Here is a 12,126-nt window from a genome sequence, read left to right on the forward strand (position 1 = left end):
GTTATGAGGAAGTATCTTTCTATTTTTCGCTTGTTTACTTCCTCATGAACCTGTCATAAGTAGGTTCCTTTTTATTTAACAGTCAGAAGTTAATTTTTTACCGATCGTTTTTATTTTTTCTCCAACCGTACATTTATTAATACAAAAAGATTGTGCGAATTTTTGGCTATGGTCTTTTCTAAACTGTTTGTAAACAAAACAACCATCGCAATAAGTCTTTATTAAAGTATCGATTTCGTCCAAGATTTCTTTACGTTCCATTATTCAATTCACCTCTTCATGTAACTTCAATCGTACTGATTATCTTATTCCCTTTAAGTGCTTGTGTTGCTAAATTATGAGCTTCTTTATTATCATTACGTTTAATCAGTTCTAATTGTAAGGTTAATTTTAAGTTTTTACATTTTCTTTCGATTCGATTGATAAATCGTTCATGTTGTTCTTCATAGCAAGGCCAATCTCCATTTAACTGATTAATGACTACTTGTGAATCACCTTTTATAACGATTGTTTGTCCTGTAATATTCATTTCCTCTAATAGTAAGATTGCATTTTCAATTGCAGCAAATTCCGCTTCATTATTTGTTAATAACCCGTCTAATTTTTCATTAAACCTTTTTCGATAGTTTTTACCATTTTGATGAAAGTATAAGCATACACCGATTCCCGAACTAGCTGTTGATTGATCAAATCCACCGTCAAAAAATATTGAAATATTATGAGGTTCTTCTTCAAGTTCTTTTAAATATTTTATTACTTGTTTTTTAGTCCACTCTGTTTCGAATTGATCGATAAAGATAATTTCTCTTGTTCTACCTGTACTCTCAAAATCTTCTGCTAAAAGTAGCGCTTCTTTTATTTCTAACCATTCAGTTTCAAGTGTAATTTGATACTTCTTTTTGGTTTGATACTTCCAGCTGATCCTTAACTTCATCTGACACACCTTTTCTATTGTTTAGTTTAAACGATCCTATCTTTAATATAAAATTACTCTATATTATATTTTAAGTTTTCATTTTTTTGAATATATACTAAAATGATACATATATAAGTGTTGGAGGTTTACTATGATTGAAGTTTATATTGATGGAGCTTCCAAAGGAAATCCCGGGCCTTCAGGTGCAGGTATTTTCATAAAAGGAATTAAAGAACCTGTTTTTTTAAGTATTCCATTAGATTCAATGTCTAATCATGAAGCAGAATTTCATGCATTGTTACTTGCATTAGATTATTGTGTCAAAAATAATTTATCAATTGTTTCATTTCGTACAGATTCGAAAATCGTTGAAGAAAGTATTGATAAGAAATATTCAAAAAACGATATGTTTATTCCTTTATTAGAGAAATCACTTAAGTTAATTAATCAACTTGATCTTTTCTTTATTAAATGGATCCCATCAAGTGCAAATAAGGTTGCTGATGAACTTGCTCGAAAAGCCATAAAATAAAAAAGGAATGGACGATATGAAAAATAAATTAATCGCTTTTTCTTCTTTACTGATTGTGTCCTTTATTTGGGGTTCTTCGCTTTTCATTGTTAAAGAAACACTAAAGTTTGTCCACCCATTTACATATAATGCATTACGATTTATTGTTGCAGCAATTGTATTATTTACAGTTCAAACTTTGTTAAATCAAAAAAATAATAAAAGATATCGCGGAAAACCTGGTTTTATTTTCCCTGGAATCGTCATAGGATTATTTCTATTTCTAGGTTTTGTTTTTCAAACATTTGGTTTACGTTACACTTCTATCTCCAAATCTGGTTTTATTATCGGGATTAGTGTAGCAATTGTTCCTTTTCTTTTATTCTTTAAATATAAGAAAAAACCTACTTTACGGGAAAATTTATGTGCAATTATTGCATTTATCGGATTATTTTTATTAACCCTATCAACAAATTCTAAATTTAATTCTGGTGATATTATTTCATTGTTCAGTGCGATTGCGTTTGCTCTTCATATTATTTATTCAACCATCTACTCACCTAATTATAATTCACTACAACTGGCAACTGTACAAATAACTTTTGTAGCTTTAGCCTCTTGGACATTTGCTCTAATATTTGAAGATTGGCAAGTCATATTCAATCAAGCATTATGGACAAATAAATTTTTTCTTTTTTCCATTCTATTTACTGCCATTTTTTGTACCGCTGCAGCTTTCTTTATCCAAATGTTTGCACAACGTACAATAAGTGCGACAGAAGTAGGGATCATTCTTGCTACTGAGCCAGTTTTTGCAGCGATTACTGGATATTACTATGGTGGAGAAAGATTACAAGAAATTGGTTTATTCGGTTGCAGTTTGATTTTAATTTCGACCATTGTCACTCAAATAAGAAAGAACAAAAGTAAAAAGAAATTATATAAAGAAGAAAAAACCATTCACAAAATGTGAATGGTTTTTTTTCCCGCAAATGCCGTTATTCCTTTTATGCCTAAAGTAAACCGAACTCCAAAGTGGATGTCCTCACAAGTAACGTTCATCCTCCTATAAATAGGCACGATGTTGTTACTTAAATATCGGTCTTCCTATAAAAAATCATTGGTTTAAGGCATAAACTGACAACGCACACAGCAGGTTTTGTTAATTTGTATTCTCATTCTATACCAATTAAAACTATTTTGCAACTCATTAATTTTTCTTATTCACAACATTTTCTTCATAAGATATCCAGTCACTAAAACTTCCTGGATAGAGTTTTACATTCGTATATCCAGCTTCAACTAACCCTAAATAATTAACACAACCCGTGACACCAGAACCACAATAAACAACAGTTTCAATGTCTTTTTTAAATGGTTTAAAGAGTGTTTGTAATTCTTCTTTTGTTTTAAACTCTCCAGTTTCGTTTAAAACATCTTTCCAAAATGAATTTTTCGCTCCAGGTATATGGCCAGCAATTCGATCAATTGGTTCAAATTCACCAATATATCGAATAGATTCTCTAGAATCAATTAAATTGAAATCCTCATTTTTACTTTTCTCTTTAACTTCATCCATCGAACTAACCATATCGTCTTGGAGTTTAATTTCGAATTTTTTCGGTATCACTTCTTCAATTCCAGTAGTTACTTCAAAACCGTTCTCCAACCATTTTTTATAACCACCATTTAGAACAAATGTATACTGATGCCCTACTAAATTACATAAAAACCAGCATCTTGCGGCATTATCATTTGTACCATCGTCATAACAAATTACAATCGTATCATGATCGATTCCTAGTCTTCCTAAAAGATTTCCAAAATCATTTAAATTAGGAAACGGATGTCTGCCACCATGCTTTTGTACAGGACTAGATAAGTCTTTATTTAAATCAACAAAACGAGAAAGCGGAATATGATTTTTCTGAAACTCACTTAAACCATAGTCAGGATTTGACAATTGAAATCGACAATCTAAAAATACAACATTTTTATTCAAGCGTAATTTATTTGCAATGTTTACATCCATAATATTTTTCAATTTTAATTGTCCACCTTCATATTAAATTAATTTTTTGAATAAGTTTAATACGTTTTCATCTACTACTACTTCATTTAAGTTTTCAGTTGCTTTAATTGTTTGCCTAACATCATTTTCGATTTGATTTGAGCAGTTTTGCAATATAGAATTTAATGCATCAACATATTGAGTGTGATAATGCTCAGCAAACAAGCTATTCATATTTGCTAAATACTCTTTTAATGGTGTTCTCAATTCAATAATGCATTCATCAATCATCGTTTCTTTCATGTTATCAACAAAAAAGCTTTTAGGATTTTTAAAGTAATTCTTTAAACTTTCAAATCGGTCTACATTAATAAATTGATCAGGATTTTTTATCGAAACAGGTAAGATTTCTTTCATTTCGCTTTTTTGAACGATAAATTCAGATTGAATCGAATGTATTTCCTCAATTACTCGATCTTGCGACATTGAAATTTCATTCGTTAAAAACTTCTCTAATCTAAATCCAGTTACTCTTAATTCCTTTAAAATCTCTTCTAATACTTCATAAATAAATTCACGAATTTTAGTCACAAATAATTGTTTACTATTTTTCGTTGTACTATTGAAAATACTCGGATTAAAGAAATAAGGGAAAAGATCACGCATCCTTAACTCGATACGCTTTTCGATAAAGAAAATCAATTGCTCGTTTTCTTTCAAAAATGCTCTTGGTAATTCAGTAGGTTCTGCATTATTAATCGTTTCTTTAACTTTTTTCTGAATTTGCTCAAGTTCTTTGAAGAATTGACCTTTTTCACGTTTTATTCTTTCGAAACGATTTATCGTATCGCGCAAGATTTTTTCAATTGTTAATAGGTCATTAATAAAAGTTTTAAAGACTTCGTTCGCAATTTCAAATTGGAAGAAGTTTTGGATTTTCGTATTTAATTTCTTATAATTATTTTGGATTTCTAAATTTAAATCTGAATCGCCGTATCCTTTCATTTGAAGCATACTTGAAATAGCAAACACAGATGGGAAACGGACTCCTAGTTTCGTTAATTGGTTTACAAAGAAATTTTGCACGATTTCAATTTCGTTTCGATCCTTTGCTAAATCCGAAGCATTTAAGACAAAGTAAACTTTATCACTATCAAAACTCTCTCTCATTCGTCCGATTTGCATTAAGAAAGACTCATCTTGACGTGTAAAAGCATGTTGATAATGTGCAACATACAAAATTAAATCAGCTTTTTTCAAATAGTCGAATGCGAGTTCAGTATGTCTTGAATGAATACTATTTCCTCCTGGTGTATCCACTAATACAATACCACTTAACGTGATATCACAATCAAAATAAACAGTACTTTCTTTTACAAAACATGCTCTATTTTCTTCACTTATCACACTTACATACTCACTTAAGTCATATCGCTTAGTCGTACCTAGTAAACTTCTCATTTCTTCATAATTTTGACATACGCTTTCTGCATAGACGAACGCATCAGTAGGGATTTTATCCTTTTGTTTCTTAATTAAAGATTGAAGTGTACTAAACCACTCTTTTTCATTAGCTTCCACACCCCATTTTTTGAAGAAATCAAGAAACTCTTCTTTTAAAGATTCCTCTGATTTATAACTCACATCAGCTTTTTTATTACCAGATTCAACTGTTGATCGTTTAATTTTACAAATTGCCGCTGTAGTTGGGTGTGGAGAAACAGGTAGTACACGATCGCCAAGTAAAGTATTTATATACGATGTTTTTCCTGAACTAAACGCTCCGAATAATGCAATTGTATATTCGTTTGATTTTATTTGTTCTCTTTTTTCTTTTAAAATACCGATTTTACTCTGAATAAATTTATTTGAAGTTAGTTCATCTAATAGTAAATCAGCCACTTCATATTTAGCTTGAATTTCTTCGTTTGAATATTTTTTGGTATTCGTTTCTTCAATTTCGGTAATAATTTCTTCTTTTAGTTCTGGTGCTTGAACTGTTAAAATATTATGATTCATTAAATCACTTACAGATATTAAGGTAGGTTTAATTTCTGGTAGATCTTGATTAAATGCTTGATCATTATTTAAAATCGCCTTTATTTCTGTCACCATATGTGAAATTTTTTGATTATTAAACTCTAATTCATCAAATCCTTCTATTTTTGATTGTAAGGCATTTATTTTATTTTTAAGCTTTAAAATAGTTGATTCATTTTGTACCTTAAGTTCCTTTGAAAGTGTATGAATAAACTCGGAAATACTTTTTCGATATACCGCCTTAATCCCTTCACTGACTTCCTTTGTGTACTGTAATAAATAGTTTCCACCTGTATCAATTAAATGGGATGGTTTTGGACAAATAATCTCTTCACTCAAATTAGGCTCTAAAAGTTGATCAAAGTCACTGCTATCAATTTTATTATTTTCAATTTGTTTTACAGTTCGAATTGCCGCTTCTTTTACAAAATACTCAATTTGTTTATTAGTTAATTCTTGTACTTTGTGAATAAATTGACTTTTCGATTCATGTACAGCATTTTCAAGTTTTTTTCTTGATTGAAATAATCCTTTATTTTGCAAAGCTTTTTCTGCTTCTAAATAGTTTGATGCTAATTCTCTCATCTCAAATGGTGTAATGTTAGAATTCGATAGTACTTGTTGTGTAGATTGCAAACAATTTTCCTCAAATGAAGAAACTGAGTTTTCAATCGCTTCAATTTCAAGATTTAAATCATTATATTCTTTTCGAATCTGATCAGCATTTTGATCGAGATCAATGTAATCGTTCTCAAGTTGTTGTATTTGTTCGTTCATTATTGTCAAAAAGCTTGCATAATCATTTTCGATTTGCACTACATCTTGATGAATGTATAAATCATTTAAATAATTAATAAATTGGTTATATTCGTTGTTATCAACAGATTTTTCTCTTGTAGAAATATAAAAAACTTGTAAATTACCTAATCCTTGTTTTTTTAAGTTTCCAATTACTCCATGTTTAAACTCATCGAACGTCAATTCTGTTTCATCGTGTTTATCAATACATGTAATGACTAAACAAACTTTATTATTTTTCTCAACTAAATTATGAATAAAATCGATATTTGTTTTTGAATGAACATGTTGATAATCCATTAAATAAAAAATACTATCCGCTAGATGAATGACTGAATTGGTCGCCTCTAAATGGTCCATATCTGTTGAATCAATTCCTGGTGTATCAATTAAAACAGATCCAGTTGGAATTTTAAATTGTTCTTGTGCCCACTCGAGCTCAATAATTGAACCACTATCAGATGCTAACTGTTTAAGTTCATCTACTTGAATATCCTCTTGAATCTGATACATTTCACCATCTTTAAGCGTAATTAACATTTTACTTTCGCCATTTTTTAACTTTACTACGTTTGCACTTGTAGGAATTGGGCTTGTAGGTAGTTTTTCTACTTGTAAAAGATCATTTAGTAAAGAGGACTTACCTGCAGAAAAATGCCCACAAAATACGTAATAACTTTCTTTATTTTGTATTTTGTATGCTAATTTTTTTAATTGAAATAATTCCTTCGAATTTCCTTGTTCAGAAAGTAAATTGATTCCTGAAGAAACCTTACTCAGTAATTCCCCTCTGTTAATCTTAGTGTTTTGCAACGTGATTTCCCCATTTCATTTCATACTAAAAATCATTTCCCTAGCATTATTTTATCCCCATATATATTAATTTGGAAGAAGAATGTATAGGCATATGCATATAAAATAAAAAAAACTAGGTAACATCACCTAGTTTTGAACTTGTTTAAGTACATATTTAGTTAATAAAAAGTATAAAAGAATTGTTGCTGACACAAATCCAAGAACCATTTGACGCACAACCTTTCGAAGTTGATAATGATTTTCATTCTACATTAATCATAATCAGTTATTTTCCATTTGTCAATAACTATTCGATTGAATGTAAAAGCGCTTTATTTTCTTCTCGGATTCGTACTTTTAATAAAAATAAATTACAAATAGAAAAAATTACTGCTGTTATATATGCATGAAACATAATTGGTATGACTAATAATTCAATCGTAACGATTATGTAATTTGGATGCTTGACATATTTATAAAGCCCACGTTTTACTAATTTTTCATTAGGTAAAATAATGATTTTTGTATTCCATCTTTCCCCTAGCGTTGAAATAACCCATACCCTTGCTAATTGTAAAATGATCAGTACGATTAGCAGAAAATGTAAAAATCCAACTTCTATATATTGAATGAAATAATTCTCAATTAGTATTGATATAAAAAACAGGCTATGTAAGATGATAAAAAATTTATAATGCTCTTGTCCAAATTCAAGCGCACCCCGCATTTTTAATTTTTTTTCATTATTCTTTGCTATACATAGCTCAATCACCCTTTGTATGATGATGAATAAAAAAATAATCTTTAACATTAGCATTCTACCCATTTTAACAAAGATAGTTCCGAACTAAATCCTGGCCCTAAAGCACAAAGAAGACCGTATTCATCTGTTTTTCCTAACTTCATAAACTCACTTAACACAAATAACACAGTACTAGATGACATATTTCCATATGATTTTAAAATATTTAAGGAAATCTCGATTTTCGTTTCGGGAAGATCTAAGGATTCGATATATGCATCCAATACTTTTTTTCCTCCAGGATGAGCAATGAAGTGAGTTATATGCGTCATTGTTAGCTCATTTACCGTTAAAAAATTAGAAACAACGGGTTGCAACCAATTTTTAACAATTGTTGGTATATCCCTTGAAAAAATGACAAACAAACCATCATTTCGAACATCCCACCCCATTACATCTAACGAATTTGGCATTAAAGTTGAATTAGTTTGTTCAATTGATGGTAAAGATTTATGTATCGTTCGATTTTTCAAATCACTCTCATCACCGATAACTAATACCGCTGCTGCTCCATCAGCAAATAATGAAGTTCCTATTATATTACTTTTGGAAAGATCTTCTTTTTGAAATGTTAAACTGCATAATTCAACCGCAACTAGTAAAATATTCGATTTTGGATGAGCTTTACAATAATCAAATGCTCTAGAAATCCCACTAGCCCCACCTGCACATCCTAATCCCCATATTGGTATTCTTTTAATTGAAGAATTAAATGGTAGGATATTTGCTATATGAGCATCAATTGTTGGAGTAGAAATTCCAGTTGAAGATACAAAAATGATTCCATCAATTTGTTCATATGGAACTTCTGAAGATAAAAATTCATTACTTGATAAACAATTTTTAATAGCTTCAACTGATAATTCAATCGAGATTTCTGTGTAAGCCTGATTTTTCTTTTCAAAGCTATGCTCTTCGCTATACCAAGAAAGCTCCTTAGCAATATACCGACTTTGAATCTCACCATTTTGAAATACAGATAACAAGCGATCGATTGAAGGGTATCTTTTCAAAAAAAGCTCTCGAATAAAAGGTACTACATTTTCCTGGTCGATTTTATATTTAGGCACCGCTTTCCCAACAGATAAAATTAAAGGCATAATTTTCCACTCCTTATAGTTATTACCTTTTGTATCTAGTTGGAAAATTATTCTTTTACACATGAAAAACATATATAAACAAAAAAAGACAATTCACTATTCATTCATGGACCATGAACAAATAATAAGAATTGTCTAAACGTTTCAAAGGAGTTTTCTTTCTGTTGTGCAATTTTAGTATATCTCATTTATTAAAAATCTACATTCGCAATTATTTCCATTAACCGAGTACTAAAAATTCGCAGCTCTTCTAAAAGGTAATTAAGACTTATTTACTTCTTTTAGTTCATACAGTTTAGTATATTTTGACTCTAAATAATCAATAAAATAGTTCACGTTCAATTCTTCACCAGTTACATCCTTCAGAATTTGTTGCGGTTTTTTCATTGCACCATATTGATGAATATTTACTTTTAACCAATCAAGAATCGTTTGAAAATCATTCGTTTCAACTAATTCATCAAAATTTGGTAATTCTTTTTCCATTGTTGCTTTAATTTGAGCAGCATACATTGCACCTAAAGCATATGTTGGAAAGTATCCAAAATGCCCCATTGACCAATGCACATCCTGTAATACACCTTCTCGATCTGTTTTAGGTATTATTCCTAAATACTCCTCATATTTCTGATTCCAAATTGAAGGAAGATCTGTCACTTGGATTTTGCCATCTAATAAATCCTTTTCAATTTCATAACGAATCATTACGTGTAAAGGATACGTTAATTCATCCGCTTCAATCCGAATAAATGATGGCTTACTTTGATTTATCACTTTATAAAATTCATCTAAAGTAACATTTTCTAACACGCCATTCAGTTTCTTTTTTAACATTGGATAATTTGATTTCCAGAATTCATAGCTTTGTCCAATCATCTTTTCATATAAAAGTGACTGAGATTCATGAATACCTAAAGACGCTCCTTGAGCAATCGGTAAACCCTCCAATTCTTTGGAAATGTTTTGCTCATATAGAGCATGACCACATTCGTGAATCGTACTAAAAATGGCTTTTTCAAAATTATTTTCATGATATTTCGTTGTTACCCGAACATCGCCTAAATTAAGAGAAGTTGCAAAAGGATGAGGAGTAGGATCTAATCTTCCGGCATCAAAATTATAGCCAAGAGTAGCTAATAATTCTTCACAAATTTCTTTTTGCTTTTGCGTCGAAACGAATGCTTTCATCTCTACTTTTTCAAAGTTTTTCCCGCTAGTCGATACGGCTTTAACAATCGGTACTAATTTATTTCTTACTTCCGAAAATACTTCGTCCAGTTTCTTTACAGTCATTCCAGGTTCATATTGATCTAAATATGTATCATATTTACAGTCTTTGTATCCTAAATATTCAACGAATTTTCGTTTATACTCAATTATTTCCGTTAAATAAGGTTCAAATTTAGCAAAATTATTTTCTTCCTTCGCCTCTGCCCAAACACTCTCAGAAATTGCTTGGCATTTAACAAAGGCTTCAAACTCATCAACTGGTATTTTTGTATTTCGATCGTACTGCTTTCTTAAGTATTTGACAGTTTGTTCAACTTCTACTGAACATTTGCCTGCACTAATCGCTTCTTCCATTGTAATTAAATAATGCGCCATGTCTTTTGAAGTACTCATTTTAAACACATCGGCTGATAATTGACTAATTACATTTGAACGCTGACTTACAGCATTTTTAGGTGCACCTGTTCGAAGATCCCAATATAAAACACTAATTGCTTCCTGAATGTTTAACATTTTTCTTACATATTCTAAAAACGAAGCCTCATATTCTTTCAAGCTCATCAAAACACCCACCTTTTAAATTCAAATTTTTTTGTCAGCTAAATAGTATCATAAAAAATTTACAGATAAAGAAGAAATATCTCACTTTTTAAATAATATTTCTCGACAAAATGAATATTGTCTAACCGCTACAACCTAATAAAAGACTCTCAAATAAATGCCATTGATTGTAAATTTGAATGCAACAATTATTATAAGTTGAGAATCTATATAACAAGGCGTTATTTGTACCTTTGACCAAATTAAAAAAAATAAAAATACCCTTTAAAGCTTGTAACTAGCTATAAAAGGTATTTTTATTTGCTTTATTAAAAATAAACAACTTTCGTTTTAGCGATTAAATCATGCAATGTTCTCTGATCTTTTCGGAAGATGAAAAATAGATCGATGAGATACAAAATAGCGATTGCTTCTATCAATATTGGCAAATTTAGCTGACAACTAAAAGCAAAAATTGAACGTGATGTCATTGTTTTAAAATCTACTAAGTCCTCTGTATCCTTCATAACCATAATACTTAATAATCTTTTTCCTATTGTTTGTCCGTTCCAAATATAAGTAGGTACTATGACATAAAATAAAAAAATAATGAATAGCGACCAAATTGAATAGAAAAACAGTTGCTTACTACTAAACATAAATAAGTCTAAAATATCTTTACTTTCTAACCCAAGGATTAGTAACCCTAGTTTAGAAAATAAAAGATTTAATGAGCCATCGATCCAAGCTGCAAACAATCTTCTAATACGACTTGCCAGTTCAAAATCCATCTAGAACCTCATTCCACATTTTTATAAAAAATGGATCGTAATCGATATACTCTATTATACTTAAGGTATTCTATTTTTGATTAGTGATTTTTAACTATATGTACGAAATTTTTTATACAAGCTACATAAATAGCATTTTTCACTATAAATCTTCTTATTTAGAAAGAAGATCTTTCCACTATGATTAAAATAAGACCACAATAAATAATTTGTGGTCTTATTACTATTTTTTTCAAATTGGTTTAATGTTAACTTTAGAATTTTTTCCTGCAACCGTTTTCAACAATTTCTGTAGTTCTCTTAAATCAGTGTCCAACTGATGACGAATCTTGACTACTTCTTGATGATTGTCATTATTTTGATTTTGAGCTTCTTGCAACTTGATTCGTTTTTCTTCAATATTTCGTTGTAAAGATCTGGCTGTCCTAAAAAACATTCAAATTACCTCCTTTTCAAAAAAAGTATGAACACGCTTTCATTTTTATCTATAATACTATAAAAAAATATGTTAAGACTTTCTAAATGTGAATATTTTTTGAACTTAATTTCGGTTGCTTTAATTCTTTAAAATTTCCTTTTATAAATTCAACTC

The 12,126-nt window shown here is 29.8% G+C and carries 11 protein-coding genes; 2 read left to right on the plus strand and 9 right to left on the minus strand.

Annotated features, from left to right (window positions below; all coding sequences use genetic code 11):
• Nucleotides 1-75: 75 nt before the first annotated feature.
• Nucleotides 76-261 (minus strand): zinc-finger domain-containing protein, encoded by a 186-nt coding sequence (locus tag CN925_RS04975; protein WP_098845168.1) that lies wholly within the window; start codon nt 259-261, stop codon nt 76-78.
• A 16-nt stretch (nt 262-277) separates the two neighbouring features.
• On the minus strand, nt 278-934 hold the full coding sequence (locus CN925_RS04980; RefSeq protein ID WP_098845169.1) for a reverse transcriptase-like protein: 657 nt from the start codon (nt 932-934) through the stop codon (nt 278-280).
• A 133-nt stretch (nt 935-1,067) separates the two neighbouring features.
• On the opposite strand from CN925_RS04980, the gene CN925_RS04985 reads away from it, so the two are divergent.
• Nucleotides 1,068-1,448 carry a reverse transcriptase-like protein gene (locus CN925_RS04985; protein WP_098845170.1) on the plus strand — a complete coding sequence of 127 codons (381 nt, stop codon included), beginning with the start codon at nt 1,068-1,070 and terminating at the stop codon, nt 1,446-1,448.
• A 16-nt stretch (nt 1,449-1,464) separates the two neighbouring features.
• Nucleotides 1,465-2,400: a DMT family transporter gene (locus CN925_RS04990; protein ID WP_180232855.1), complete on the plus strand. Its 936-nt coding sequence runs from the start codon at nt 1,465-1,467 to the stop codon at nt 2,398-2,400.
• A gap of 237 nt (nt 2,401-2,637) precedes the next feature.
• Here the strand turns inward: CN925_RS04990 and CN925_RS05000 are convergent, their stop codons facing one another.
• The 7 genes from CN925_RS05000 to CN925_RS05030 form a co-directional block, all read right to left on the minus strand.
• Nucleotides 2,638-3,471: a sulfurtransferase gene (locus CN925_RS05000; RefSeq protein WP_286138272.1), complete on the minus strand. Its 834-nt coding sequence runs from the start codon at nt 3,469-3,471 to the stop codon at nt 2,638-2,640.
• Between the two features lie 21 nt (nt 3,472-3,492).
• The gene (locus CN925_RS05005; RefSeq protein ID WP_098845172.1) at nt 3,493-7,089 is read right to left on the minus strand and encodes a dynamin family protein; all 3,597 of its coding nucleotides are present in this window, start codon (nt 7,087-7,089) and stop codon (nt 3,493-3,495) included.
• Between the two features lie 289 nt (nt 7,090-7,378).
• On the minus strand, nt 7,379-7,882 hold the full coding sequence (locus CN925_RS05010; RefSeq protein WP_098845173.1) for an isoprenylcysteine carboxyl methyltransferase family protein: 504 nt from the start codon (nt 7,880-7,882) through the stop codon (nt 7,379-7,381).
• On the minus strand, nt 7,882-8,973 hold the full coding sequence (locus tag CN925_RS05015; RefSeq protein ID WP_098845174.1) for a type III polyketide synthase: 1,092 nt from the start codon (nt 8,971-8,973) through the stop codon (nt 7,882-7,884). Before CN925_RS05015 ends, CN925_RS05010 begins: the two co-directional genes overlap by 1 nt.
• A 261-nt stretch (nt 8,974-9,234) precedes the next feature.
• Nucleotides 9,235-10,764, minus strand: a complete 1,530-nt coding sequence (locus tag CN925_RS05020) for a carboxypeptidase M32 (protein ID WP_098845175.1) — start codon at nt 10,762-10,764, stop codon at nt 9,235-9,237.
• A gap of 308 nt (nt 10,765-11,072) precedes the next feature.
• A complete protein-coding gene (locus CN925_RS05025; RefSeq protein ID WP_098845176.1) occupies nt 11,073-11,534 on the minus strand; it encodes an RDD family protein in 462 nt (153 codons plus the stop codon).
• A gap of 232 nt (nt 11,535-11,766) precedes the next feature.
• Nucleotides 11,767-11,970, minus strand: a complete 204-nt coding sequence (locus CN925_RS05030; protein ID WP_098845177.1) for an aspartyl-phosphate phosphatase Spo0E family protein — start codon at nt 11,968-11,970, stop codon at nt 11,767-11,769.
• Nucleotides 11,971-12,126 lie beyond the last annotated feature (156 nt).

It is taken from the genome of Bacillus sp. AFS055030 (genome assembly GCF_002574545.1).
Lineage (GTDB): Bacteria > Bacillota > Bacilli > Bacillales > Bacillaceae_G > Gottfriedia.

What these genes read in the sequence shown, in the direction of transcription:
- CN925_RS05015 (WP_098845174.1), bottom strand. Translation starts at nt 8,973, where the DNA reads ATGCCTTTAATTTTATCTGTTGGGAAAGCGGTGCCTAAATATAAAATC.
- CN925_RS04990 (WP_180232855.1), top strand. Translation starts at nt 1,465, where the DNA reads ATGAAAAATAAATTAATCGCTTTTTCTTCTTTACTGATTGTGTCCTTT.
- CN925_RS05030 (WP_098845177.1), bottom strand. Translation starts at nt 11,970, where the DNA reads ATGTTTTTTAGGACAGCCAGATCTTTACAACGAAATATTGAAGAAAAA.
- CN925_RS04975 (WP_098845168.1), bottom strand. Translation starts at nt 261, where the DNA reads ATGGAACGTAAAGAAATCTTGGACGAAATCGATACTTTAATAAAGACT.
- CN925_RS05025 (WP_098845176.1), bottom strand. Translation starts at nt 11,534, where the DNA reads ATGGATTTTGAACTGGCAAGTCGTATTAGAAGATTGTTTGCAGCTTGG.
- CN925_RS05010 (WP_098845173.1), bottom strand. Translation starts at nt 7,882, where the DNA reads ATGTTAAAGATTATTTTTTTATTCATCATCATACAAAGGGTGATTGAG.
- CN925_RS04985 (WP_098845170.1), top strand. Translation starts at nt 1,068, where the DNA reads ATGATTGAAGTTTATATTGATGGAGCTTCCAAAGGAAATCCCGGGCCT.
- CN925_RS05020 (WP_098845175.1), bottom strand. Translation starts at nt 10,764, where the DNA reads ATGAGCTTGAAAGAATATGAGGCTTCGTTTTTAGAATATGTAAGAAAA.
- CN925_RS04980 (WP_098845169.1), bottom strand. Translation starts at nt 934, where the DNA reads ATGAAGTTAAGGATCAGCTGGAAGTATCAAACCAAAAAGAAGTATCAA.